The organism is Neisseria sp. N95_16 (assembly GCF_002551535.2).
Classification (GTDB): domain Bacteria; phylum Pseudomonadota; class Gammaproteobacteria; order Burkholderiales; family Neisseriaceae; genus Neisseria; species Neisseria brasiliensis.
In genome coordinates this window covers 15,127-39,362 of the sequence record NZ_PDBT02000017.1, presented here as the reverse complement: position 1 = coordinate 39,362, position 24,236 = coordinate 15,127, and the positions used below count along the sequence as shown (strand labels likewise).

The window sequence follows — 24,236 nt, the reverse complement described above, 5'->3', positions numbered from 1 at the left end:
AGCAGCAATCCTGTGTCTGATTTTCAGGAAAATAGGATTGATACTGCGTACACTAATGCCGGTCATTTTAGCAGTATCGGAAGCGGTCAAATCAAGAGCGAAACAGCGGATTATTTCTCTAAACTTTTGCTCTGAAATTTTGCTGAACTTTTGATACTTATTTTTTAGTTTCATATTAGGAGCTTATCAGGTTTTTTGATGATTTTGCTTCCTAAGCCCTTTCGATATTTATTGTTTTAAATCATTGGGATAGATAGTAAATAGGGCGGATTTGGCGGAAAGTGTTCCCGCTGGCCAAAAAAGGGAGCGGGGACATTTTGTTACAAAAATAAATTACTTAAGTCAAATGTTCCTGCGTTCCCGCTGTTCCCGCTGTTTTTTAGCACCTATATACGCTTATTTTTAATTTGGGGTATGATGGGGCTGTTTCAGCCGATAGGTTAGACCGTCTGAAAAATGATGCAGGCGGCCTAAATCTGATTTATGCCGGTGAGAAAAAAAACAGGGTAAAAAATGGGTGACTTGTGCAAAATGGGGGTATTTTTGGGGGTATTTTAAAATATTGAATAAATTTATTTATTTAAAATCATATATTTGAATTAAAAATTAGGGTCTCTCCGTTTACCAAAAAATCAATAAAATCAACAGGTTATATTATAATGCAAATTGGTAATCTGTTGACATCATGATTAAGTAAAACCGCTTTTAATGAAAAGCGGTTTTACTGCATCTAAGGCTTTGCTTTTATTATCTATGGTTTAGTATTGCTTTAGCTAAGCGAAATAAATCATATCGTATTATCTTAAATAAACTAATGTTTTTTTACACGATCATTTTAACTATCTATTTTTCTTATGAAAAATAAGTAAAGAAAATGGTGTTTTGCCGCTTTTGGCTGTTTTTTAAAGGATAAATAGGGTATTTTTGACCAAGCCAGTTTGCTATCTCAAATCAGTTTTGCTAGTATGAAATTGTAGTCTAGTGAAATGAATTTATTAATATTAATAATTTAATACGATAGGAGATGGATATGAAAGTTGCTCATTTATTAGCAGCATTGCCGGTTGCAGCGGTTTTGGCAGCGTGTAGCTCGGTACACCCGCAGCAGGTTGAGGCGGAACATGATTTTGTATGTGACAATGGTGCAAAAATCCGTGTGTCCGGTACGACCAAAGGCGGTGCTGACCGTGTGAAAGTCACTGCGCTGAACGTGGCAGGTAACCCAAGCGCGGTATTGCAAAAAGCGCCGGCGGGTCAAGGTGAGCGTTTCCAAAATAATGCCGGTTTCTTTGGTAACGCAACAGAATTACGCATTGTAGATGGTGTGACAACGCTGACCTACGATGATAAAAACAATAAATTCCAAACCAAGTGTGAACCGGTGCCACGTTAAGATGTGATTGGTTTGGATGATTGAATAAAAAGGCCGCCTGAAAATTTGTTTTCAGGCGGCCTTTTCGTTTAATAATAACGCAATTATTGGATCAATCTAACAATAAAAACGGATTGCCCCCGGCGCGATCGAAACCGGCTTCACCGACCACAATGTCCAAGCCCAGTGAGGCCAAGTCGTCAGCGACTGGATCGGCGTATTGCTGTTTGTCGAGGCGGTAGAGTTTGCGGTAGCTGTGGCAGGATTTGCAGCTTTCAGCATGCGCGCCTTGATAGACCGGCGCCAATTCAGGCGTGCTTTTTTCGTCGATGTGTTGAATGCGCATATTGCCGGCATCGCCGCAAGTCGGGCATTTGGCGCGCAGCACGTTCCAGCGGCTGTTGCACAATGGGCAGTGCATGTAGCGGAAGCCGTTTAAATCGCCTTTGATCAACACCACGCTGCCGACCGGTTCGGTACCGCAGCAAGGGCAGATGGTGCGGTCTTCGGTTGGCGGTACATGATCTTCGGTCAGTTGCAAAGCCCATGCCGTCCAAATCACTTGCAATGCGGCTTGCACCCAGATCTCGGCTGAGCGGTCTTGGTCTTCGGTGGTTTGGGTTAATACGCGCTTGGCCAAGGCTTTGGCTTGTTCTTGGCTTAAGGCTTTTAATTTGCTCACTTCGATGGCGGCGGTGGCGGTGATTTTGCCGTTTACTTCTTTCAGAATGTCGCCGAATACGTCATAAAATTCAGACGGTACATCGCTATTCAAGGCTTCCGGCAAAACAGTTGCGCCTTCGCTCAATTGATTCAAGGTCAAATCATGGCGCGCCATCACGGCTTGTTGCGCTTCGCAAACGGTGGAAAGCAGCGTCAGGTAAAGATTCCATTCGCTTTTGTCTGCCTGCGCCAATTCTTTGAAACGCACGGCGCGCTCGGCAAAGATTTCTTGTTCCGGCGCGAGCCAGAATGGGGTGTGGAACAAGCCTTTTTGGATTTCTTCAACCGGCTTGATGGTGGTGGTTTTCATGTATTTTCCTTGTGGTGTGTTTCAGACGGCCTATTGATCAACAGGCCGTCTGAAAAGATATGTGATTCGAATGATTATTTCACAATATATTGCGGGTGGGTATAAACGGTAAATTTATGCGGGCGGGCGAAGCCGATTAAGGTCATGCCGGCTTGTTCGGCCAAGCGCACGGCCAGCGCGGTTGGGGCGGAGACGGCAACAATGCAGCCTATGCCCATCGCAGCGGCTTTAGCGACCATCTCATAGCTGGCGCGGCTGGAAATCAGCGCGAAACCTTGCTGCCAATTGTAAGCCTGTTGCGTGCCGTGGCCGATTAATTTGTCTAAGGCATTGTGGCGGCCGACATCTTCAAACGCGGCTGAAATACGACCGTTTTGTACCCAAGCCACGCCGTGTACCGAGCCAACGGATTGACGCAAGGGCTGATGGTTGTCGAAATCGGCTAAGGCCGTCTGAATGTTGCGGATGGCCAATGCCTGGCCGCGGGGTACTTGCGGCAATTGCGGTTTGACCGCAGCCAAGCTGTCGATGCCACACAAACCGCAACCGGTGCGGCCGGTCATGTTGCGGCGACGCTCTTTTAAGGCTTGAAAACGTGCGGAAGCGATGTCGAGGTGCACTTCAATGCCATCGCAGGCTTCGTTGACTTCAATGTCGTACAGCTCGGAAGCGGTGGTCAAAATGCCTTCGCTCAAGCTGAATCCCAAGGCCAAGGCTTCCAAATTTTGCGGCGTAGCCATCAATACCACATGGGTAATGCCGTTGTAGACCAAGGCGATGGCGGTTTCTTCGGCTAGCACGTCTTGTTCTTCACGCAGGCCGTCTGAATCAGCGCGATATACGGTATAGCTTTGCAGGGGAAGGGAAGTCATGAGTGAGGCCGTCTGAAAAGCGCTATTATAGCGCGATTTTTTCTGCTTCTTAACCGGAATAAACCAAAGTTGGGCGCATAATCGCAATCGTTTATTTGAATGATTAAGGTTATCAGCATGAATGCAGTAAATAAAACATTATTGGCGGCTGCTGTGGCGATGGGGTTGAGTGCTTGTGCGGCAACATCGGGCAAAACAAGTCATGATTTGGATTTTTCCAAACAGCCATACACCGAACAAAGTATGGTGGTGAATGGTGAAACGATTAAATTCCGTGCCTATGAAGGCATTGTGTACGTTAAAAATCCAATCGATGCTGAATATGAAGTGATGAATATTTATGTGCCGGAGCAATATTACCAAAACGGTAATATTGACGGCTTTACAGCAGAAACGGCACCGATTTTCTTCCCTAATCAAATCGGCGGCTATATGCCGGCCAAACCGGCGAAGCCTGAATTGAAACGCCCGCGTGGACCTATGGTTGAAAATGCGGTGCAATCACCGAATGCCGCAGCGGTAGCCTTGTCAAAAGGTTATGTGGTGGCATCGGCAGGCGCGCGCGGACGGACTGCGGCTACTGGTAAAGCACCGGCGGCAATTGTCGATTTAAAAGCGGCAGTGCGCTATTTGAAAGCTAACGATAAAGTGATGCCGGGTGATGCTGAAAAAATCATTTCCAACGGCACCAGCGCGGGCGGTGCGCAGTCTTCATTATTGGGTGCAAGCGGCAATCATCCGGATTATGAAGCGCATTTGAAAGCCCTAGGCGCAGCGAATGCGGGCGATGATATTTTTGCGGTTTCCGCATATTGCCCGATTACCGATTTGGAACACGCTGACATGGCTTATGAATGGCAGTTTAACGGTGTCAACGATTACAAGAAAATGAGTGTGACCATGCTGGATTACAACGTCAAGCGTGAACTGGTGCCAGGTACGCTCACCGAAGCACAAAAATCCTTGTCCGATAAACTCAAGCCCATGTATCCTGCTTACATCAACAGCTTGAATCCGAAAGACGCACAAGGCCGTGCGTTGACCTTGGATCAAAGCGGCAACGGCAGCTTTAAAGATTTCGTGACCGGATTCTTGGCGCAATCGGCACAACAGCAATTGGATGCCGGCAAAGAAGTAAAAGCGGGTTGGCTGGCGGTGAAAAACGGCAAAGTAACGGCAATTGATTTTGCCCAATATGCACAAACCGCAGGCCGTCAGAAAACGCCGCCTGCATTTGACGGCGTGGATTTATCGACCGGTGAAAACCAATTATTTGGCAATGCCGATACCGACAAACAGCATTTCACTACCTTTGCCATGAGCAACAGCACCGTAGCAGGCGCAACCATGGCCGCAGCGCAAGACATTAAAATGATGAATCCGCTGAATTATGTGGGCGATACCGACGCGAAAATGCCGCAAAACTGGCGGATTCGTGTCGGCACCAACGACCGCGATACTTCATTGGCGGTCTCTGCTGTGTTGGCGGCCAAGCTGCAAAACCATGGCGCCAACGTTGATTATGCCTTACCGTGGGGCGTGCCACATAGCGGAGACTATGATTTAGATGAATTGTTTGCTTGGATGAAACAAGTGAGTACGCAATAATAATGCCGTCTGAACCTTTTCAGACGGTATTGTTTTTTAGAGATACATAAGAATAAAAGCCTGAACATTTCTGTTCAGGCTTTTTAATTTGGCTCCCCGACCTGGGCTCGAACCAGGGACCTGCGGATTAACAGTCCGTCGCTCTACCGACTGAGCTATCGGGGAATGGAGCGTATTATAGCGTCTGCAAAAAATGTGTCAACCGATAAAAGGCAATAAATTCGTAGCAATATTACAAATAATTGAAAGCTAAGAAAATTTATTTTATCGCTAACATACGATGGCAAGCTTGTGTTGTCAGGCCGTCTGAAAGCTAGGTATGCACATTATTTGCGTAAGCTATTTATTTTGCCGTAATCAGTATTTTGCGCTAACCAATTTACCGTTTTGGAAAACTTGTTGCTGCATAACGTTACCGTTGTAGGCATAAGTTGTCAGAGAGCCGTTGGTCGGTGTTGCGCGAAATTGCATCAATTGGTTGCGGTTGATGGTGTAAGGGTCGGTGCGCTTGATGCTGTTGTCGCTGTAAAAATCTTGCACCACATATTCATTATTGCGTTTGCTTAATAATTGACGGTAAAAACCGCCTTTCACCGCATTATTTGAAGCATTACCGTGGGCGTCAAAATAAGTCACAATTTGCTCGTCAACAATATTGACGCCGCCGTTGTTTTTACTTTGGTTGGTGTTGGAACCGATTTTGGTTTGATCCAAGCGCACAGGGATATTTAAAGAAGTGCCCAAGCCGACATGGCTGCCCAGTCGGGTGCCCACGCCTAAGCCCACAGACATGCCGGGTGTGCCTACCGAGCAGGCACTTAAAGCGGTGATGGCGAGTGCAGCTGACAGAATCTTTTTCATTGTTTTTCCTTTGGAAATTTCTTTATTAACTGACGGCAATGAGTATAGCGGTTTTCATTGCTGATTTTCGTTATGCTAGGTAAAAGGCAAGAATTGGCAGGAATTTTGTTGGTTTTTGGAAACGAAAACGCCAAAAAGCACTTTCTTGGGAAAAGTGCTTTTTGGCGCTCTGGGGTAAGCAGGGAGATGAAAAGCTTATTTCAAGCTGGCTTGTTGAATGTTTTTGCCTTCTGAAAATTTAATTTCTTTCACAACGCTGAATTCTTTGGCAATACCGTTGATCAAAACAGGTGACATGGTTTGCGCTTCCATCCATTGAACGGCGCTGTTGTCGATGCTGCTTGAGCCGCTGCTGCGCACCACGCGTACATTGTGAACATCGCCGTCTGCACCAATGGTCAATCGCACAGCAACTTTGCCGGTAATCGGAGCGGTGGCTTCAGATGCTTTTTGATAGAAAGCAATATTGTTTGCCATGGCGGCTTGTGAAGCAGCTAAAACGGTGAAAGCAACTAAAGCGGTTAAAGTTTGACGGATGTTCATGATATTGTCCTTGTGAGTTAAACGTTTGTCGTAATTTTGTTAATGTGTAATTCTTTAATTTATAAAGATTATGTTTTGTTGGAACTTGTTGTGTTCCGTGTTTCGATGTATGCATTTTGCAATGTTGGCAGGGAATTAGCAAACGATAAATGCGCAAAAATTGCGATAAACGGTTTATTTTTTAGTAGTGATTATTCTAATTGTTGGCATTTTAAGCTTAGAATTTATACTTTATTGAAAGTAACTTGAGAAAATATGACAAATTAATTATTTTAAAATCATATATTTATTTTGAATAACTCAGTTAAGAATAAAAATATAGGTGTTTTGAAACTAAAAAACACCGTTTATTTATTTAAAAATACCGCTTGTCGTATTTTTGCACCGATTATTAAAAATGTTGTTTTTTTTAATACATATATTTGGATTTTGTTGAAATATTTTTAGATGATTCTTGCAAAATGTAATCAAGGTGCTGCGTTGTTTCTATTCAATGTGGCCATAGTTAAAAACGATAGGGCATAAAAATTTTGCGGAACTAAGGTAGAATGTGTTCAGACGGCCTTTTGAATCATAATAAGAATGTTAGTCGTCGAAACAGTTTGATTGGGCAAGCGTGATTCTTTATATATAGTTTGCCTGTTGGCTAAACAGCATCCTTTAGGCAGATAACAGCTAGGAAGCAATAATGAAAACTTTAAAATTCACAAAAATGCATGGCTTGGGTAATGATTTCATGGTGGTCAACGCGATCGAACAGCAGTTTGACCCAACAGAAGCGCCTTTGGCACAATGGTCTGACCGTTTCCGTGGGGTGGGCTTTGACCAGCTTTTAGTGGTGGAAAAACCATCATCTGAAGCGGTGGATTTTCGTTACCGCATTTTTAATGCCGATGGCGGGGAGGTAGAGCAATGCGGGAACGGTGCGCGTTGTTTCGTGCGTTTTGTGGTGGATAAAGGGTTGACTGACAAGCAGGAAATTTTGGTGGAAACCGCCAGTGGTGTGATTGTGCCCAAATTGTTGGATAATGGCTTGGTTACTGTGAATATGGGCAAACCAAAATTTATGCCGTCTGAAATTCCGTTTGTGCCGGTTAGTGATGAAGCAGATGATGCCTTAACACATATTGTGCTGGTGGGCTTGGAATCCATTCCGGTAAGTTGCGTCAATATGGGTAATCCGCATGCGGTCATTGTAGTGGAAGATACGCAAAATGCGCCAGTCGAGCATTGGGGTGAGGCCATTGAATCGCATAGCCAATTTCCGGAACGCGTAAATGTTGGTTTTATGCAGGTTGTGGATCGCCAATCGATTCAGTTGCGTGTGTATGAACGTGGGGCGGGTGAAACGCAAGCATGCGGCACCGGCGCGTGTGCGGCAGTTGTGGCCGGTGTACGCTTAGGTTTACTGGATGGGGGTGTGCCGGTTAAGGTGAGCTTGCCGGGGGGCGATTTGTTTATCAGCTGGCAGAATGGTGATGATGTGATGATGACCGGTCCTGCTGAAACAGTATTTGAAGGCGAGTTGCAATATTAAGATGGCTTTTCATTTTGATTTATGGGCAGCCGTGATTTATGCCGTGTTTTTCTTGGGGCTGATTTTTAAAGCTGAGAAATTCCAATGGTTTTGGGCGGCAGTGATTGCATGGTTGGGCGTGGGCTTTTTGGGCGCGGAAATTATACCTGGTGCCTGGGGCATTACCCATGTTGGGCCTTTGTTTATTCCGCATTTTTATTTAACGATAGGCAGTATTTTTTTCTTTTTGAACCATTGGCAAAAAACACCAGACGGCCAATTTTGGCAGGCTGATGAAGCGCATCCTTTGCTGAGCTTGTTTGCAGTCAGCAATGCACTGATGACTGCGGTATTTATTTTATTGGCAGGTATGGTTTGGTATCATTATCCGGAAGGCACCTCTATTTTTTCCATGCCGGCATTATTGGCTTTTTATGCCTTGGAGCCGAGCTATTGGTTTATCGTGCAATTGGTTTTAATGGCAGTATTTTATGTGCACCGCGTTAAAATCATGAAGCAGCCTGCCAGCTTATTTAGCAGCCGGCAATTGCAAAGTGGGTTTTTGATGTTGTTGGTCGTCCAAGTGGCGGTGGTTTTGTCCATCATCATCGTAGGGCGTTTTTAAACAAAAAGTTATAAAGTAAGAAATATTAAATATTGGTTTTTCAGATGGCCTCAGCTTAATATGCAGGTTGTATTATCTTTATTCAGGAGCAGAACATGAAAATTGCAAACAACATTACCGAATTAATCGGCAATACTCCTTTGGTGAAATTAAACCGTTTGACCGAGGGTTTGAAAGCCGACGTTGCTGTGAAGTTGGAATTTTTCAACCCAGGTAGCAGCGTAAAAGACCGTATTGCAGAAGCGATGATTGAGCAGGCGGAAAAGGCCGGTAAAATCAACAAAAATACCGTGATTGTTGAAGCAACCAGCGGTAACACCGGTATCGGTTTGGCAATGGTGTGTGCTGCTCGCGGCTATAAATTGGCCATCACTATGCCAGAGAGCATGAGTAAAGAGCGTAAAATGCTGTTGCGTGCATTTGGTGCGGAATTGATTCTCACTCCGGCTGCTGAAGGTATGGGTGGTGCGATTGCCAAAGCACAATCTTTGGTTGATGAAAATCCAAGCACTTACTTCATGCCGCGTCAATTTGACAATGCTGCCAATCCACAAATCCACCGGGAAACCACTGCCGAAGAAGTCTGGCGTGATACCGATGGTAAAGTGGATATCTTTGTAGCTGGTGTGGGTACCGGCGGCACGGTTACTGGCGTGGGCGAAGTGTTGAAACAGCACAAACCTGATGTCAAAATCGTTGCGGTAGAACCGGAAGCCTCACCTGTATTGAGCGGTGGTGAAAAAGGCCCACATCCGATTCAAGGTATTGGTGCCGGTTTCGTACCGAGCGTATTGAATACCACCATTTACGATGAAATCGTTAAAGCACCAAACGAAGCAGCATTTGAAACTGCTCGTGCGATGGCAGAAAAAGAAGGCATCTTGGTGGGTGTTTCTTCCGGTGCAGCCGTTTGGAGCGCATTGCAACTGGCGAAACGTCCTGAAAACGAAGGTAAATTGATTGTAGTATTGATTCCTTCTTATGGCGAGCGTTATCTTTCTACGCCATTGTTTGCCGATTTGGCATAATATCAGTGATTAAAAAGGCCGTTTCAGACGGCCTTTTTTGTGTGTTTTCATTTTTCAGATGATGACGGCCTATTCGAAATATGTTGTAATTGAGCAAACTTGATGATGTATCCGTGCTGCCATCATTTGGACTATTCGACGAATCTGATTATAATGACCCACATGAAAAAATATATCCCCCTCTTATTTACATTGGCGGCACTTGCCGGTTGTCAATCTATTTACGTGCCAACCTTAAAAGAAGTGCCGGTGCGCCCGACTAATGTCCAAGTAACTGAGAAGCCGGCTGCCGGTTTCCGTCTAGCTTCTAGTCACTGGTCGGATGTTTCCAAAATCCGTGACGAAGCGACGCGTTTGAGCTATCAGGTCAGTCAAGGAAAGATGACCAAAGTTCAAGCGGCTCAATACTTGAATCGCTATCGCATCCAATTGGTTGGCCGCAACTCTGTTGACGACAGTATGTATGAAGTGTATTTGCGTTCTGCCGTAGATAGCCAACGTGGTGAAATCACTACCCAACAATCTAAGCTGTATATTCAAAACGCTTTGCGTGGTTGGCAACAACGCTGGAAGAGCATGAACAGCAAACCAAGCAATCCGGCATTTACCAACTTCCTGATGGAAGTGATGAATATGTCGCCATTGCAATAATTTGATATAAAAAAAGGCCGTCTGAATTTCAGACGGCCTTTTTATTACTGGTTATTTTTTACCTAAAATCTTATCAGTGGCAATGCGTGCTTGTCCGCGAATGTCTTCAGTCAGATAAGCTTTCATTTGGCTGTACACCAATGTGATTACGGCAATATCATCGGTGAACCCCAATGGTCCCAATAAATCGGGAATAGCATCAATCGGGCTGAAGAAATATACCAATGCGCCTAAGATAATCATCTTGGCTTGTTTGGGTGTATGCGGTGATTTCCACAAAAAATAGAGCGCATAAAGCTGGCGCACTACCGGCGCGCCCAATCTGCCTGCAAAACGGCCAAGCTTGCGCAAGAAACCGGGTTCATCGAGTTTTTTGCGTCTGAATTTGGGAATATAGTCTTCAGGAGAAACAGAGTTTGAATCGTTCATAGAAAAGCCCTTTTAATCGTTGTCGTGATATGTGTTACTTGGCCATTCTTCTTGTTTAGTGAAAACATTGGAACGGAAAACCAAAAGCAAGTATAAGAGATTGGATGATAAGATACGTCAACTCAATGCAGTTTTATGATAAGCAGCCCAAAAGTACAATCCTTAAGTAAGATTAAGATAACCGCCTTATTTAATTAATATCAAAATAATTTCCATTGCTCAGGAGTATGTGGAAATTGAGTAGGCACTGCCGACTGAATAAATTCAGATAAATTGAATGTTTATCTAGGGAATGGCGATTTAGGTTGATATTATCAATTATCAGGCGAAAGGAGTAGTTAAAAAGAAATACGATAAAATTATTTGTCTCTTTTTTGTAAAAATTTATTAGGTTGTTTACAAATTGGGCTGTTCAAACGGCGCTAAACCATGTAAATTATAGCAAGTGTAATTCATTGTAGTTTTGCGCTACCCGATTTTGAGAAGAAAATAAATTCAGAGGAACAGACCATGTCCGCCAAACCACGTCCTGTCTTTCTAGAAATCCCTAATATTCGCTTGCCGATACCGGGGATTGTTTCTATTTTACACCGCGTCAGCGGTGTTGTTTTGTTTGTTGCCTTGCCGGTATTACTTTACTTGCTTTCAGGCACATTAAGTCAAGAATCAGATTTTGAAGCTTATCGTGCCTTTGTTGCCAATCCGCTGGTGAAACTGGCTTTGATTGGTTTGCTGTGGGCATATCTGCATCACAGTTTGGCCGGTATCCGCTTCCTGTTGTTGGATGCGCATAAAGGTTTGGAATTAAACACAGCCCGTAATACTGCCAAGCTGGTGTTTATTGCTGCTTTGGTATTGACTGTAGTGATTGGAGCCTTGTTATGGTAGATCGTAAATTAACCGGTGCCCACTACGGTTTGAGAGATTGGGCAATGCAGCGTGCAACTGCTGTTATTATGCTGATTTATACTGTTGTGTTGATTGTATTCTTGTTGGCACTGCCAAAAGAATACGCTGCATGGCAGGCATTTTTTGACCAAACTTGGGTGAAATTGTTTACTCAAGTGAGCTTTATTGCTTTGTTCTTGCACGCATGGGTTGGTATCCGTGATTTGTGGATGGACTATATTAAACCGTTTGGTCTGCGTTTATTCTTGCAAGTAGCCACCATCGTTTGGTTGATTGGCTGCTTGGTATATTCAGTTAAAGTTATTTGGGGGTAAGTATGAGTTTTCCTGTTCGCAAGTTTGATGCCGTGATTGTTGGTGGCGGTGGTGCAGGTCTGCGTGCTGCCCTGCAATTGTCTAAATCCGGTCTGAATTGTGCCGTATTGTCTAAAGTGTTCCCAACTCGTTCGCATACTGTTGCTGCGCAAGGTGGTATCTCTGCTTCCTTGGGTAACGTGCAGGAAGACCGTTGGGATTGGCATATGTACGACACCGTAAAAGGTTCTGACTGGCTGGGCGACCAAGACGCGATTGAATTTATGTGCCGTGCGGCACCTGAAGCGGTTATCGAGCTGGAACACATGGGTATGCCTTTTGACCGCGTAGAAAGCGGCAAAATTTATCAACGTCCGTTTGGTGGTCATACTGCCGAACACGGTAAGCGCGCGGTAGAACGTGCTTGCGCCGTTGCTGACCGTACCGGTCATGCCATGCTGCATACTTTGTATCAGCAAAACGTGCGTGCCAATACCCAATTCTTTGTGGAATGGACAGCTTTAGACCTGATTCGTGATGAAGAGGGTGATGTGGTTGGCGTGACTGCGATGGAAATGGAAACCGGTGATGTGTACATTTTCCATGCTAAAGCGGTGATGTTTGCTACCGGTGGTGGTGGCCGTATTTACGCATCTTCAACCAATGCCTACATGAATACCGGTGACGGTTTGGGCATTTGTGCGCGTGCGGGCATTCCATTGGAAGACATGGAATTCTGGCAATTCCACCCGACTGGTGTAGCCGGTGCTGGTGTATTGATTACCGAAGGTGTGCGCGGTGAGGGTGGTATTCTGTTGAATGCCAACGGCGAGCGTTTCATGGAACGTTATGCGCCAACTGTAAAAGATTTGGCTTCTCGTGACGTGGTTTCTCGCGCAATGGCGATGGAAATTTACGAAGGTCGCGGCTGTGGTAAAAACAAAGACCATGTATTGCTGAAAATCGACCACATCGGTGCCGAAAAAATTATGGAAAAACTGCCGGGCATCCGTGAGATTTCCATCCAGTTTGCCGGTATCGACCCAATTAAAGACCCGATTCCAGTGGTGCCGACTACCCACTATATGATGGGCGGTATTCCAACCAACTATCATGGTGAAGTGATTGTGCCTAAGGGTGACGAATATGAGTCGGTAGTAAAAGGCTTGTATGCTGCTGGTGAGTGTGCATGTGCGTCAGTACACGGTGCCAACCGTTTGGGTACTAACTCTTTGCTTGACTTGGTGGTATTTGGTAAAGCAGCAGGCGACAGTATGATCGACTTCATTAAAGCACAAGAAGGCTGGAAAGCATTGCCGGAAAATGCCGGTCAATTGACTGCTCAGCGCTTGGATCGTTTGGATAACCAAACCGATGGTGAAAATGTTGATGAATTGCGTCGTGATTTGCAGCGCTCTGTTCAACTTCACGCCGGTGTATTCCGTACCGATGAAATCTTGAGCAAAGGTGTGAAAGAAATCTTGGAAATCGCCGAGCGTGTGAAACGCACCGAAATTAAAGATAAGAGCAAGGTTTGGAATACTGCGCGTATCGAAGCTTTGGAATTGGATAACTTGATTGAAGTAGCGAAAGCGACCTTGGTATCTGCCGAAGCGCGTAAAGAATCACGTGGTGCGCATGCTTCAGATGACCACCCAGAGCGCGATGATGATAACTGGATGAAACACACCCTGTATCATTCATTGAGCAATACCTTGAGCTACAAACCGGTACACACCAAACCATTGACCGTTGATTATATCGAACCGGCCAAGCGCGTTTATTAATGTATCCAGTTTCAGACGGCCTATCAAAGGCCGTCTGAAAAATATCAGAAAAATGACCCTACACCGACGGTTTGAAATTCTATAATCATTCATCAAACCGCTCGTGAGAAAAGGAACACTTCTCATGGAAAAAGTAAGTTTCGAAGTTTACCGCTACAACCCTGATGTTGATGCGAAACCTTATATGCAGAAATACGAGTTGGAAATCGAACCGACCGACGTAAAATTATTGGATGCATTGGTTAAGCTGAAAGCTCAAGACGACACCTTGTCGTTCCGCCGTTCTTGCCGTGAAGGCATTTGCGGTTCAGACGGCATGAACATTAATGGTAAAAATGGTTTGGCTTGTCTGACCGACATTCGTAGCCTGAAGCAGCCGATTAAAATCCGCCCATTGCCAGGCTTGCCGGTTATCCGCGATTTGATTGTGGATATGACCCAATTCTTCAAACAATATCATTCGATTAAGCCTTATGTGGTAAACGATACGCCGATTGACTCGGATAAAGAGCGTCTGCAAACTCAAGAAGACCGTAAAGAGCTGGATGGTTTGTATGAATGTATCTTGTGTGCATGCTGCTCAACCGCTTGTCCTTCATTTTGGTGGAATCCTGATAAATTCGTCGGTCCATCTGGCTTGCTGAATGCTTACCGCTTCATTGCTGACAGCCGTGATACCATTACCAACGAGCGTTTGGATGATTTAAACGATCCATATCGTTTGTTCCGTTGTCATACCATTATGAACTGTGTTGACGTTTGCCCGAAACACTTGAATCCTACCCGTGCAATCGGTAAGATTAAAGAAATCATGTTGAAACGAGCAGTTTAATGATGATGGTATTTGACGATACTGCAAAACGCAAAATCCGTTTCCAAACCCGCCGAGGACTGTTAGAGCTTGACTTGGTTCTCGGCCGGTTTATGGAGAGAGAATTTGAGCAATTAAATGATGAGGAATTAGCTGCGTTTGTTGAGATTCTTGAATTTCAAGATCAAGACTTGTTAGCTTTGGTTAACGGTTATACACAAACTGAAAAAACTCATCTGATTCCATTGCTTAATAGAATCAGACAGGCATAAAATGGGTATTGATACAGTGCTTCTGATACATTGTAGAAATATTCATAGGCCGTCTGAAAGCAAGACCGTGCTGTAAAGCAAAACGTATAAAAGCCCCATTTTACAAAGGAGCAAAGAATGTCTAAAACAGTAAAACTCAACACCCCAAACCAAGAGGCATTGGAATTACCGGTATTGGAAGCATCATTAGGTAATGATGTAATCGATATTCGTGCATTAACCAAACACACCGGCTTGTTCTCATTTGACCCTGGTTTTGTATCGACTGCAAGCTGTGAGTCTAAGATTACCTATATCGACGGTGAAGAAGGTTTGCTTTACTACCGCGGTTATCCGATTGAGCAATTGGCAGAGAAATCCGATTATTTGGAAGTTTGCTACTTGTTGATTTATGGTGAGCTGCCAAATGCGGAACAGAAAAAAGAGTTTACCGATATTGTAAGCCACCACACCATGGTGCACGAGCAATTGACATGGTTCTTCCGTGGCTTCCGTCGTGATGCGCATCCAATGGCGATGATGGTGGGTGTGGTTGGTGCATTATCTGCATTCTATCAAGACAGCTTGGACATTACTGATCCAAAACACCGTGAAATTGCGATTTATCGTTTGATTTCTAAAATCCCAACGATTGCGGCAATGTGTTACCGCTACTCAAACGGTTTGCCGTTTAACTATCCGAAAAATAACCTGACTTATGCAGAGAACTTCCTGCATATGATGTTTGCGACACCATGTGAAGAATACAAACCAAATCCTGTTTTGGCACGCGCCTTAGACCGCATCTTCATTTTGCATGCTGACCACGAACAAAACGCTTCGACTTCGACTGTCCGCTTGGCAGGTTCTTCAGGCGCCAATCCGTTTGCATGTATTGCAGCAGGTATTGCTTGCTTGTGGGGTGCCTCGCACGGTGGTGCTAATGAAGCCGTTTTGAATATGTTGGACGAAATCGGTGATGTTTCTAATGTAGAAGCCTACATGGAAGGCGTGAAGCAGCGTAAATACCGCTTAATGGGCTTTGGTCACCGTGTTTACCGCAATATGGACCCGCGCGCCAACATCATGCGTGAAACTTGCTATGAGGTCTTGAAAGAATTGGGTCTGGAAGACAGTCCTAAATTCAAATTGGCAATGGAATTGGAGCAAATTGCACTGAAAGATCCATTCTTTGTGGAACGCAAATTGTATCCAAACGTTGACTTCTACTCAGGTATCGTATTGTCAGCCTTGGGTATTCCAACAGAGATGTTTACCGTTATCTTCGCCTTGGCGCGCAGTGTAGGTTGGATTTCTCATTGGCACGAAATGATCGGCGATCCAGCGCTGAAAATTGGCCGTCCGCGTCAATTGTACACTGGCGAAGACCGTCGCGATTTCGCACCGGTTGAGCAACGTTAATTATCTTATTAATGATTGTTGATTTACATTTTAAAGACTAAAAAGTCTGTTTGATTAGTTTTATCGATTTAAGACAAAATATCTACAGGCAGTTAGTTCGGAATAGGGTAGAATAAAGTGTCATCTTCAGACGGCCTGAACTCCGTTAAAGTAGCACAAAGTTCTACCCTTTATTTATATCTTAAGAAAAGAGCACACGCCATGATGGACGAAAAACTCAATTTCTCTTATCTGTTTGGTTCAAATGCCCCTTATATTGAGGAGTTATACGAAGCTTTCTTGGTTGATCCAAACTCAGTAGAAGATAAGTGGAAACAATACTTTACTGACTTAACCAAGCTGCCGGGTGCAACTGATGTAGACGTTGCCCATGCACCGATTCGTGAATCATTTGCCAATTTGGCTAAGACGAAATCAACAGCCGCTATTGCAGGCAGTGTTGATGAGGCCATGTTGAAAAAACAGGTTGGCGTGTTGCGCATGATTTCTGCTTACCGCATTCAAGGTGTGGGTGCGGCTCAATTGGATCCGTTAAAACGTATGCCGCCAAAATATTTGGAAGCATTGGATCCTAAATTCCATGGTTTGACCGATGCTGATATGGCAGTGAAATTTAGCATGGGTGAAGGTGATTTTGACGGCCAAGAAAAAATGGCCTTGTCTGATATCGTTAAGAACTTGAAACAAACTTATTGCGGCCATTTGGCAGTGGAATACATGTATATTCCGGAAACCGAAGAGCGTCGCTGGATTCGCAATTACTTTGAAAGCGTGCTGTCTACACCACGCTATACCAAAGAGCAAAAACAATATTTATTGAAGCAATTGACTGCAGCCGAAACTTTGGAGCGCTACCTGCATACCAAATATGTTGGTCAAAAACGCTTTGGTGTGGAAGGTGGTGAAAGCGTGATTGCCGGCTTGAATTACCTGATTCAAAATGCCGGTAAAGATGGCGTAGAAGAAGTGATTATAGGTATGGCGCACCGTGGCCGTCTGAACGTGTTGGTTAACACTTTGGGTAAAAAACCGGGTGACTTATTTGCCGAGTTTGAAGGCCGTGCTGAAATCAAACACCCAAGCGGTGACGTGAAATACCACATGGGTTTCAGCTCAGATATTGCTACACCAAACGGTCCTATGCACGTTTCATTGGCCTTTAACCCGTCACACTTGGAAATCGTGAATCCGGTGGTGGAAGGTTCGGCTCGCGCGAAACAAGAGCGTTTGGGTAAAAACGGTCAAGAAAAAGTGTTGCCGGTGTTGATTCACGGTGACGCTGCATTCATCGGTTTGGGTGTCAACCAAGCGACATTCAACTTATCGCAAACCCGTGGTTACACCACCGGCGGTACGGTTCACATCGTGATCAATAACCAAATCGGCTTTACCACTTCTGATACCCGCGACGTCCGTTCTACCGTGTATTGTACCGATGTGGCGAAAATGGTTTCTGCGCCAGTCATCCATGTTAATGGTGATGATCCGGAACGTGTATGTTTTGCCATCCAAGCTGCTTTGGATTATCGTAAAACCTTCAAAAAAGACATCGTCATTGATGTGGTATGTTACCGCAAATGGGGTCACAACGAGGGCGATGACCCGACATTGACCCAGCCGATGATGTACAAAAAAGTTGCCCAGCATCCAGGCGTTCGTGCCATGTATGTTGAAAAATTGGTAGCTGAAAATGTGATCACTGAAACCGAAGCCGATGCTTTGGTACAGGCCTATCGTGATGCATTGGATAAAGGTGAGCATGTGGAACAAACCACATTGAGCAATTTCCAACGCACCAGCATCGATTGGAGCAAATACCAAGGCAAAGACTGGCGTGAAGATGCAGATACCAGCTTGCCTGCTGCCGATATCCAACGCTTGGCCGATAAATTTACCAATATTCCGGATAACTACACCCTGCATGCCAATGCCAAGCGTGTGAATGAAGCGCGCAAAGCCATGGCTTCAGGTAAGCAGCCGATTGACTGGGGTATGGCCGAAACCATCGCCTATGCCAATTTGGTCACCAAAGGCGCAGGTGTGCGTATTTCCGGTGAGGACTCAGGTCGCGGTACCTTCTCACACCGTCATGCAGTGATTCACGATCAAAAACGTGAAAAATGGGACGATGGTGCTTATGTGCCATTGCGTAACATGGGTGAAGGCGCGGCAGACTTCTTGGTAATCGACTCAATCTTGAATGAAGAAGCGGTCATGGCTTATGAATACGGCTTTGCTTGCTCAGCACCGGATAAATTGACCATTTGGGAAGCCCAATACGGTGACTTTGCCAACGGTGCGCAAGTGGTGATTGACCAATTCCTGTCATCAGGTGAAACCAAGTGGGGTCGTTTGTGTGGTTTGACCACCATCCTGCCGCATGGTTATGACGGTCAAGGCCCTGAACACTCATCAGCTCGTTTGGAGCGTTGGTTGCAATTGTGTGCCGAACACAATATGCAAATCGTGATGCCGTCTGAAGCATCGCAAATGTTCCACTTGTTGCAACGTCAGGTATTGAGCTCTTATCGTAAGCCTTTGGTAATCTTCATGTCGAAACGCCTGTTGCGCTTCAAAGATGCCATGAGCCCATTGTCTGATTTCACTGAAGGTTCACGTTTCCGCCCGGTGATTGAAGACAAAGCCGAACGCAGCAGCAATGACAGCGTGAAACGCGTGATTCTGTGTGCCGGTCAGGTTTACTATGATTTGGCTTCAGGCCGTGCCGAGCGCAAGCTGGAAGACGATGTAGCCATTATCCGTGTAGAGCAATTGTATCCGTTCCCGGATAATGAGGTGAAAGCAGAATTGGCGAAATATCCGAATGCCAAACAAGTGGTTTGGGCACAAGAAGAGCCGCAAAACCAAGGCGCGTTCTACCAAATCCGCCATCGTTTGGAAGCGGTGATTGCCGAAGACCAAAAACTGTCTTACGCTGGCCGTCCAAGCAGCGCATCGCCTGCAGTCGGTTACATGAGCAAACACGTTGCCCAATTGAAGCAATTAGTTGAAGACGCATTGAATGGCTAATTGAAGAGAGAAACGCCTACGGTCTGATTCAGGCCGTAGGAATAAGAACACATCACAAGGCCGTCTGAAAGGCGGCAAACCGGAGACTAAAATGATTATTGAAGTAAAAGTGCCAATGTTGTCTGAAAGCGTATCGGAAGGTACCTTGTTGGAATGGAAAAAGAAAGTGGGCGAAGCAGTTGCTCGCGATGAAATTTTGATTGAAATCGAAACCGATAAAGTGGTTTTGGAAGTGCCTTCTCCACAAGCCGGTGTATTGGCTGAAATCATCGTTGGCGATGGTGAAACTGTTGAAGCCGATCAGGTATTGGCACGCATCGATACTGAAGCTGCTGCGGCGCAACCTGCTGCTGAAGCTGCGCCTCAAGCCGAAGCTGCCGAAGTAAAACCAGAAGCTGCTGCTCCTGCTGCAGCTACACAAACCGGTGCGCCTGCTATGCCGGCTGCTGCCAAATTGGCTGCTGAAAAAGGCGTAGATGTGAATTCAGTTCAAGGTTCAGGCCGTGATGGTCGTGTCTTGAAAGAAGATGTGCAAAATGCTGCGGCTAAACCTGCTGCCGCTGCCAGCGCCCCAGTTCCTGCCGGTGCCCGTCCTGAGCAACGTGTTCCAATGAGCCGCTTGCGTGCCCGTGTGGCAGAGCGTCTGTTGGCTTCTCAACAAGAAAACGCCATCTTGACCACGTTCAACGAAGTCAACATGAAACCAATTATGGATTTGCGTGCGAAATACAAAGACAAATTCGAGAAAGAACACGGCACTAAATTGGGCTTTATGTCTTTCTTCGTGAAAGCTGCGGTTGCTGCGCTGAAGAAATACCCAATCGTGAATGCTTCTGTTGACGGTAACGACATTGTTTACCACGGCTTCTTCGACATCGGTATCGCCATCGGCAGCCCACGCGGTTTGGTGGTGCCAATCTTGCGTGATGCAGACCAAATGAGCATTGCTGACATTGAAAAAGCCATCGTAGATTACGCAGTGAAAGCCAAAGACGGTAAAATTTCTTTGGACGATTTGACTGGCGGTACCTTCAGCATCACCAACGGCGGTACTTTCGGTTCGATGATGTCTACCCCAATTATCAACCCACCACAATCTGCCATCTTGGGCATGCATGCCACTAAAGAGCGCGCTGTGGTTGAAAACGGCCAAGTTGTGGTTCGTCCGATGATGTATCTGGCATTGTCTTACGACCACCGTATCATTGACGGCCGCGAAGCGGTATTGACCTTGGTAGCCATTAAAGATGCCTTGGAAGATCCGGCTCGTCTGTTGTTAGATCTGTAATATATTCAGACGGCCTTTAAGGCCGTCTGAAAGCATGTTGGGTGTCGTAAACATGAAGAAAACATTGATTATTTTATCTGCGCTGGCTTTATCGGCGTGTGCCGCTTTTTCCGGCAAGGAATATTCGGTGAATGCTTATAATGCACAAGGTAAGCAGCTGAATAAAAAATTTGAGCTTGATAGTAATAAAGCGGGCATTCAAATGGCGCGCCAATCGCTTTGCCAAACCTATCCGAATGCCACTATTCGTGTTTACAACAACATCACACGCATGGAAGTGAAGGAATTCAGTCCTTATTCATGCCGCCACAAACGCTAGGCATCACTTCTTTTTCAGCACATTCTTTTTGAAGGACAAAGGATTTCAAATGTCACAATATGATGTAGTAGTTATCGGTGCGGGCCCTGGCGGTTATGTTGCTGCCATCCGCGCTGCACAATTAGGTTTCAAAACAGCCTGTATCGATGCAGGCGTGAACAAAGCAGGTGATGCACCTGCCTTGGGCGGCACTTGCTTGAACGTAGGTTGCATCCCATCAAAAGCTTTGTTGCAATCTTCAGAGCATTTTCATGCTGCGCAACATGATTTTGCCGAACACGGCATTACTGTGGGCGACATCAAGTTTGATGCCGCTAAGATGATTGAGCGCAAAGACGGTATCGTGAATAAATTGACCCGCGGCGTGAAATTCCTGTTCCAAAAGAATAAAGTCGACAGCTTGTTTGGCTTGGGTTCGTTCAAAGGTAAAAACGGCGATTTGTACCAAATCGAAGTGGACAACAAAGGCGAAAAAACCGTTGTTGAAGCCAAACACGTGATTGTGGCGACCGGTTCTGTGCCACGTCCGTTGCCACAAATTGCCATTGATAACGTGAATGTATTGGACAACGAAGGTGCTTTGAACCTGACTGAAGTACCGGCTAAATTGGGTGTAATCGGTTCCGGCGTGATCGGCTTGGAAATGGGCTCGGTATGGAAGCGTGTGGGCTCGGAAGTGACGATCTTGGAAGCTGCGCCGACTTTCTTGGCTGCTGCCGACCAGCAAATTGCCAAAGAAGCGTTCAAATTCTTCACCAAAGAACAAGGCTTAGAAATTGAATTGGGCGTGAAAATCGGCGATATTAAAGCCGAAAAAGGCGTGACCGTTCAATACGAAACTGCTCAAGGCGAAGCCAAAACCGAAACCTTTGATAAATTGATCGTGGCCATTGGTCGCATTCCGAACACCAATGGTTTGAATGTTGAAGCTGTGGGCTTGGAAAAAGATGAGCGCGGTTTCATCAAAGTAGATGGCGATTGCAAAACCAACCTGCCAAACGTTTGGGCAATTGGTGACGTGGTGCGCGGCCCGATGTTGGCACACAAAGCCAGCGATGAAGGCGTGGCCGTGGCTGAACGCATTGCCGGTCAAAAACCACATATCGATTTCAATAACGTGCCATTCGTGATTTATACCGATCCTGAAATTGCTTGGGTAGGCAAAACCGAAGAGCAATTGAAAGCTGAAGGCGTTGACTACAAAAAAGGCACTTCAGGCTTTGGCGCCAATGGTCGCGCATTGGCCATGGGCAAAGCTAAAGGCACCATCAAAGTATTGGCTTGCGCCAAAACCGACCGCATTTTGGGCGTACACATGATTGGCCCAGTAGTGAGCGAATTGGTATCTGAAGGCGTGACCAGCTTGGAATTCTCAGCCAGCAGCGAAGACATCGCCCGCATCATCCATGCCCACCCGACCTTGTCGGAAGTGTTGCATGAGGCGGCATTGGCTGCCGACAAGCGCGCTTTGCACGGCTAATTGCTGAAGTGTTTGAAATGCCGTCTGAAAACGTTTCAGACGGCATTTTTAATGAGTAATGGGGAATGAGATAATGAAACTGATAAAATTAGCCATGTGTGTATTGTTTTCCATGAGCATGGTGCAATCTGCATGGGCAAATCAAAATTTAACTCTCAGCCACAACCTGACATTATTTTTATGCCAGACCAAAGCCGGCGAAAAAATCAGCCTGAAAAGTTTGCGCCAAGCAAATGGTTATGTATTGTCGTTTCATGCCGGAAAATATATGGCAGAGGCTGCAGCGGATTCTGCCTATTTTGCCTACACCTCCAATTCAGAAGCGCTCAGTTTTGAATCGGGAAAATACATTTATGAGATGGCGCAATTTCATAATGGCGATGCCAGCGTGACGATTACCTCCAGCCAAACCGGTAAGGAAATTCAGAACTATGAATGTTGGGACGATTTGGATATGAAGTTAAACCGTATTTCGCCGCATTATTTTAAGCCTTATACCGATGAATGGGAAAACCGTTTGCAGCGTCGATTCTTAAAATAAATCACTTTTTCAGACGGCCTTACTCGGCCAAACCAATAAAGCAGGGCATGGCAAAATTTTCTATAATGGCATATTGATTTTTCAGACGGCATTAAAGTGATGAATAAAGAATTACTCGGGCTGATTTTCTTACCGACCGGCATTATATTGATGTGTGTGGCCGCAGTTTTTCAGCTGTATGTGATGATGACCGAAACCTATACGCTCAACCGCTATAAAGATAAAGCCTTGGTCTGGCGCGTGGCGGTGTTGTTTTTGAGTTTTAGTTTGGCGGTGTATTGGCTGTGTCCGAATGCGCGTAAAAAAGGCGTGGTGTTTTTTATATTAGGAGCAGGTGGAGCATTAATGTATGTTTTAGCGCGTGTGTGGCTGCCTTTTAATCGCTAAGAATCTGCAAGGCCGTCATGAAATACGGATTTCAGACGGCCTATTTCAATCAATCTATTTTAAAGCGCACAACAGAATAGCGGATTTCAGTTAAGTTCACTAAATCATTTTAAAAACTTTTCACAGTAAATTTGAATCATTCAAAATCTAACAATCTTTACAAGAATTCAAATTATCTTTATGGAAATTGTCTTGTAAGTCGATGTAATCATCACTATACTGAAAGCACATCAAACGAACACGCAAAGGAGCGTAACAATGAAAAAACATGATTATGAAACTCGAAAAGAAGCTCTGTTGAAAGATATTCGTGAAGTAATGAATGATGTAGAAGATTTGTACAATGCAGGTGCGGAAGCAACGACTGAAGAAGCCAAAGAGGCCAAAGCAAAATTGCAAGAAAAATTGGATGCTGCTAAAGACCGCCTGACCAAATTTGAAGCTGAAGCTGCCGAGCGTTTGCGTCACCATGCCGAACAAGCACGCGACAAATACGCTGAATTTGAAGCTGAAGCAAGCGAGCGTTTCAAAGAAGGCAAAAAACGCTTTGCAGAATTTGAAGCCGAAGCCGGCGAACGTGTGAAACACCACGCCCAACAAGCTGATGAAGCCGTACGCGATAAACCTTATTACGCAATGGGCTTTGCCGCATTAGCCGGTCTGGTGGTCGGTGTATTGCTGAACCGCCGCTAATTGCGAATGAATAGGCCGTCTGAAAGGTTTCAGACGGCCTTTCTATTTCACACGCTTGAAACAGAATAAAGTTGAGAAAGGGAAGAGAAATGAATCTCAAAGAGAATATCCAGCATACCAAATTACTATTCAACCAAGGTATCGATTTATTGATGCTGCGCCTGCAGTTGCTGAATCTGGATTTAGCCACACAAGCGGGCAATGCCGTGCGCAGCGTGATTTGGTTGGTGATTTCAGCCATATTGCTGTTGGTAGCGTTGATTAGTTTGTTATTCGGTTTAAATCGCGTATTGACCGATCAGCAAGCAATTTGGACATTTTTCGGCATCACCGGCTTGAGCCTGTTGATTATCGTCATTGCCTGCGCCCGCATTATCGGCAGCTGGAAAGGACAAAACAACCGCATCGGCAATACATTAAAAGACATTCAAGCCGATATTGCCTACCTGCGTGGTCAAATCAACGAAGAATAACAAGGAGAATCCCC

25 protein-coding genes, 1 tRNA gene and 1 pseudogene are annotated in these 24,236 nt (G+C 45.3%); 20 read left to right on the top strand and 7 right to left on the bottom strand.

Features of this window, described 5'->3' with window-relative positions; all coding sequences use genetic code 11:
• A pseudogene (locus CRG49_RS04435) lies at positions 1-174 on the bottom strand (IS1595 family transposase); the annotation flags it as partial.
• A gap of 856 nt (positions 175-1,030) precedes the next feature.
• Here CRG49_RS04435 and CRG49_RS04430 point away from each other — a divergent pair.
• Positions 1,031-1,393, top strand: a complete 363-nt coding sequence (locus CRG49_RS04430; RefSeq protein WP_095502146.1) for a hypothetical protein — start codon at positions 1,031-1,033, stop codon at positions 1,391-1,393.
• 91 nt (positions 1,394-1,484) lie between these two features.
• Here the strand turns inward: CRG49_RS04430 and fdhE are convergent, their stop codons facing one another.
• Both fdhE and fdhD read right to left on the bottom strand, forming a co-directional pair.
• Positions 1,485-2,405: a formate dehydrogenase accessory protein FdhE gene (fdhE, locus tag CRG49_RS04425; RefSeq protein ID WP_095502145.1), complete on the bottom strand. Its 921-nt coding sequence runs from the start codon at positions 2,403-2,405 to the stop codon at positions 1,485-1,487.
• A 74-nt stretch (positions 2,406-2,479) separates the two neighbouring features.
• Complete coding sequence (gene fdhD / locus CRG49_RS04420) at positions 2,480-3,277, bottom strand: formate dehydrogenase accessory sulfurtransferase FdhD (RefSeq protein WP_095502144.1); 798 nt, start codon at positions 3,275-3,277, stop codon at positions 2,480-2,482.
• Between the two features lie 117 nt (positions 3,278-3,394).
• Here fdhD and CRG49_RS04415 point away from each other — a divergent pair, with 117 nt between their 5' ends.
• Positions 3,395-4,885 carry a subtype B tannase gene (locus tag CRG49_RS04415; protein WP_095502143.1) on the top strand — a complete coding sequence of 497 codons (1,491 nt, stop codon included), beginning with the start codon at positions 3,395-3,397 and terminating at the stop codon, positions 4,883-4,885.
• An 89-nt stretch (positions 4,886-4,974) separates the two neighbouring features.
• Here the strand turns inward: CRG49_RS04415 and CRG49_RS04410 are convergent.
• The 3 genes from CRG49_RS04410 to CRG49_RS04400 all read right to left on the bottom strand — a co-directional run bounded on the left by CRG49_RS04410 (position 4,975) and on the right by CRG49_RS04400 (position 6,289).
• Positions 4,975-5,050: transfer RNA gene (locus CRG49_RS04410), tRNA-Asn, on the bottom strand.
• A gap of 192 nt (positions 5,051-5,242) precedes the next feature.
• Positions 5,243-5,746, bottom strand: a complete 504-nt coding sequence (locus tag CRG49_RS04405) for a membrane lipoprotein lipid attachment site-containing protein (RefSeq protein WP_095502142.1) — start codon at positions 5,744-5,746, stop codon at positions 5,243-5,245.
• Between the two features lie 195 nt (positions 5,747-5,941).
• Complete coding sequence (locus CRG49_RS04400) at positions 5,942-6,289, bottom strand: TonB family protein (RefSeq protein WP_095502141.1); 348 nt, start codon at positions 6,287-6,289, stop codon at positions 5,942-5,944.
• Between the two features lie 688 nt (positions 6,290-6,977).
• On the opposite strand from CRG49_RS04400, the gene dapF reads away from it, so the two are divergent.
• The 4 genes from dapF to CRG49_RS04380 all read left to right on the top strand — a co-directional run bounded on the left by dapF (position 6,978) and on the right by CRG49_RS04380 (position 10,109).
• Entirely contained in the window at positions 6,978-7,826 is an 849-nt protein-coding gene (gene dapF / locus CRG49_RS04395) for a diaminopimelate epimerase (RefSeq protein ID WP_095502140.1), read from the top strand.
• 1 nt (position 7,827) lies between these two features.
• Positions 7,828-8,430 (top strand): hypothetical protein, encoded by a 603-nt coding sequence (locus CRG49_RS04390; protein ID WP_095502139.1) that lies wholly within the window; start codon positions 7,828-7,830, stop codon positions 8,428-8,430.
• A 95-nt stretch (positions 8,431-8,525) separates the two neighbouring features.
• Positions 8,526-9,458, top strand: a complete 933-nt coding sequence (cysK, locus tag CRG49_RS04385; protein WP_095502138.1) for a cysteine synthase A — start codon at positions 8,526-8,528, stop codon at positions 9,456-9,458.
• A 153-nt stretch (positions 9,459-9,611) separates the two neighbouring features.
• Complete coding sequence (locus tag CRG49_RS04380) at positions 9,612-10,109, top strand: lipoprotein (RefSeq protein WP_095502149.1); 498 nt, start codon at positions 9,612-9,614, stop codon at positions 10,107-10,109.
• 51 nt (positions 10,110-10,160) lie between these two features.
• Here the strand turns inward: CRG49_RS04380 and CRG49_RS04375 are convergent, their stop codons facing one another.
• Positions 10,161-10,538 carry a YkvA family protein gene (locus CRG49_RS04375; RefSeq protein ID WP_095502137.1) on the bottom strand — a complete coding sequence of 126 codons (378 nt, stop codon included), beginning with the start codon at positions 10,536-10,538 and terminating at the stop codon, positions 10,161-10,163.
• Positions 10,539-11,048: 510 nt separating this feature from the next.
• On the opposite strand from CRG49_RS04375, the gene sdhC reads away from it, so the two are divergent.
• The 14 genes from sdhC (at position 11,049) to CRG49_RS04305 (ending at position 24,222) form a co-directional block, all read left to right on the top strand.
• On the top strand, positions 11,049-11,426 hold the full coding sequence (sdhC, locus tag CRG49_RS04370) for a succinate dehydrogenase, cytochrome b556 subunit (RefSeq protein WP_095502136.1): 378 nt from the start codon (positions 11,049-11,051) through the stop codon (positions 11,424-11,426).
• Complete coding sequence (gene sdhD, locus CRG49_RS04365) at positions 11,420-11,761, top strand: succinate dehydrogenase, hydrophobic membrane anchor protein (RefSeq protein WP_095502135.1); 342 nt, start codon at positions 11,420-11,422, stop codon at positions 11,759-11,761. Before sdhC ends, sdhD begins: the two co-directional genes overlap by 7 nt.
• Positions 11,762-11,763: 2 nt before the next feature.
• The gene (sdhA, locus tag CRG49_RS04360; RefSeq protein ID WP_095502134.1) at positions 11,764-13,527 is read left to right on the top strand and encodes a succinate dehydrogenase flavoprotein subunit; all 1,764 of its coding nucleotides are present in this window, start codon (positions 11,764-11,766) and stop codon (positions 13,525-13,527) included.
• Between the two features lie 124 nt (positions 13,528-13,651).
• Positions 13,652-14,359, top strand: a complete 708-nt coding sequence (locus tag CRG49_RS04355; protein ID WP_095502133.1) for a succinate dehydrogenase iron-sulfur subunit — start codon at positions 13,652-13,654, stop codon at positions 14,357-14,359.
• A 2-nt stretch (positions 14,360-14,361) separates the two neighbouring features.
• Positions 14,362-14,610, top strand: coding sequence for a succinate dehydrogenase assembly factor 2 (locus CRG49_RS04350; protein WP_095502148.1), 249 nt, complete (start codon positions 14,362-14,364; stop codon positions 14,608-14,610).
• A gap of 117 nt (positions 14,611-14,727) precedes the next feature.
• A complete protein-coding gene (gltA, locus tag CRG49_RS04345) occupies positions 14,728-16,011 on the top strand; it encodes a citrate synthase (RefSeq protein ID WP_095502132.1) in 1,284 nt (427 codons plus the stop codon).
• Between the two features lie 201 nt (positions 16,012-16,212).
• Complete coding sequence (locus tag CRG49_RS04340) at positions 16,213-19,041, top strand: 2-oxoglutarate dehydrogenase E1 component (protein WP_095502131.1); 2,829 nt, start codon at positions 16,213-16,215, stop codon at positions 19,039-19,041.
• A 91-nt stretch (positions 19,042-19,132) separates the two neighbouring features.
• Complete coding sequence (odhB, locus tag CRG49_RS04335; protein ID WP_095502130.1) at positions 19,133-20,329, top strand: 2-oxoglutarate dehydrogenase complex dihydrolipoyllysine-residue succinyltransferase; 1,197 nt, start codon at positions 19,133-19,135, stop codon at positions 20,327-20,329.
• 34 nt (positions 20,330-20,363) lie between these two features.
• Positions 20,364-20,648, top strand: a complete 285-nt coding sequence (locus CRG49_RS04330; RefSeq protein ID WP_229436886.1) for a hypothetical protein — start codon at positions 20,364-20,366, stop codon at positions 20,646-20,648.
• A gap of 49 nt (positions 20,649-20,697) precedes the next feature.
• On the top strand, positions 20,698-22,128 hold the full coding sequence (gene lpdA / locus CRG49_RS04325; RefSeq protein ID WP_095502129.1) for a dihydrolipoyl dehydrogenase: 1,431 nt from the start codon (positions 20,698-20,700) through the stop codon (positions 22,126-22,128).
• Positions 22,129-22,201: 73 nt separating this feature from the next.
• Positions 22,202-22,669: a hypothetical protein gene (locus CRG49_RS04320; RefSeq protein WP_095502128.1), complete on the top strand. Its 468-nt coding sequence runs from the start codon at positions 22,202-22,204 to the stop codon at positions 22,667-22,669.
• Between the two features lie 99 nt (positions 22,670-22,768).
• Complete coding sequence (locus tag CRG49_RS04315; RefSeq protein WP_095502127.1) at positions 22,769-23,056, top strand: hypothetical protein; 288 nt, start codon at positions 22,769-22,771, stop codon at positions 23,054-23,056.
• Between the two features lie 258 nt (positions 23,057-23,314).
• On the top strand, positions 23,315-23,749 hold the full coding sequence (locus CRG49_RS04310) for a YqjD family protein (RefSeq protein WP_095502126.1): 435 nt from the start codon (positions 23,315-23,317) through the stop codon (positions 23,747-23,749).
• 89 nt (positions 23,750-23,838) lie between these two features.
• Positions 23,839-24,222 (top strand): phage holin family protein, encoded by a 384-nt coding sequence (locus CRG49_RS04305; protein ID WP_095502125.1) that lies wholly within the window; start codon positions 23,839-23,841, stop codon positions 24,220-24,222.
• Positions 24,223-24,236 lie beyond the last annotated feature (14 nt).

Coding starts and splice junctions, on each gene's coding strand:
- fdhD (WP_095502144.1), bottom strand. CDS start 3,277: ATGACTTCCCTTCCCCTGCAAAGCTATACCGTATATCGCGCTGATTCA.
- CRG49_RS04405 (WP_095502142.1), bottom strand. CDS start 5,746: ATGAAAAAGATTCTGTCAGCTGCACTCGCCATCACCGCTTTAAGTGCC.
- odhB (WP_095502130.1), top strand. CDS start 19,133: ATGATTATTGAAGTAAAAGTGCCAATGTTGTCTGAAAGCGTATCGGAA.
- CRG49_RS04340 (WP_095502131.1), top strand. CDS start 16,213: ATGATGGACGAAAAACTCAATTTCTCTTATCTGTTTGGTTCAAATGCC.
- dapF (WP_095502140.1), top strand. CDS start 6,978: ATGAAAACTTTAAAATTCACAAAAATGCATGGCTTGGGTAATGATTTC.
- gltA (WP_095502132.1), top strand. CDS start 14,728: ATGTCTAAAACAGTAAAACTCAACACCCCAAACCAAGAGGCATTGGAA.
- CRG49_RS04305 (WP_095502125.1), top strand. CDS start 23,839: ATGAATCTCAAAGAGAATATCCAGCATACCAAATTACTATTCAACCAA.
- sdhC (WP_095502136.1), top strand. CDS start 11,049: ATGTCCGCCAAACCACGTCCTGTCTTTCTAGAAATCCCTAATATTCGC.
- sdhD (WP_095502135.1), top strand. CDS start 11,420: ATGGTAGATCGTAAATTAACCGGTGCCCACTACGGTTTGAGAGATTGG.
- CRG49_RS04380 (WP_095502149.1), top strand. CDS start 9,612: ATGACCCACATGAAAAAATATATCCCCCTCTTATTTACATTGGCGGCA.
- CRG49_RS04400 (WP_095502141.1), bottom strand. CDS start 6,289: ATGAACATCCGTCAAACTTTAACCGCTTTAGTTGCTTTCACCGTTTTA.
- CRG49_RS04415 (WP_095502143.1), top strand. CDS start 3,395: ATGAATGCAGTAAATAAAACATTATTGGCGGCTGCTGTGGCGATGGGG.
- CRG49_RS04355 (WP_095502133.1), top strand. CDS start 13,652: ATGGAAAAAGTAAGTTTCGAAGTTTACCGCTACAACCCTGATGTTGAT.
- fdhE (WP_095502145.1), bottom strand. CDS start 2,405: ATGAAAACCACCACCATCAAGCCGGTTGAAGAAATCCAAAAAGGCTTG.
- CRG49_RS04310 (WP_095502126.1), top strand. CDS start 23,315: ATGAAAAAACATGATTATGAAACTCGAAAAGAAGCTCTGTTGAAAGAT.
- CRG49_RS04350 (WP_095502148.1), top strand. CDS start 14,362: ATGATGGTATTTGACGATACTGCAAAACGCAAAATCCGTTTCCAAACC.
- sdhA (WP_095502134.1), top strand. CDS start 11,764: ATGAGTTTTCCTGTTCGCAAGTTTGATGCCGTGATTGTTGGTGGCGGT.
- cysK (WP_095502138.1), top strand. CDS start 8,526: ATGAAAATTGCAAACAACATTACCGAATTAATCGGCAATACTCCTTTG.
- CRG49_RS04430 (WP_095502146.1), top strand. CDS start 1,031: ATGAAAGTTGCTCATTTATTAGCAGCATTGCCGGTTGCAGCGGTTTTG.
- CRG49_RS04375 (WP_095502137.1), bottom strand. CDS start 10,538: ATGAACGATTCAAACTCTGTTTCTCCTGAAGACTATATTCCCAAATTC.
- CRG49_RS04320 (WP_095502128.1), top strand. CDS start 22,202: ATGAAACTGATAAAATTAGCCATGTGTGTATTGTTTTCCATGAGCATG.
- lpdA (WP_095502129.1), top strand. CDS start 20,698: ATGTCACAATATGATGTAGTAGTTATCGGTGCGGGCCCTGGCGGTTAT.
- CRG49_RS04390 (WP_095502139.1), top strand. CDS start 7,828: ATGGCTTTTCATTTTGATTTATGGGCAGCCGTGATTTATGCCGTGTTT.
- CRG49_RS04330 (WP_229436886.1), top strand. CDS start 20,364: ATGTTGGGTGTCGTAAACATGAAGAAAACATTGATTATTTTATCTGCG.
- CRG49_RS04315 (WP_095502127.1), top strand. CDS start 22,769: ATGAATAAAGAATTACTCGGGCTGATTTTCTTACCGACCGGCATTATA.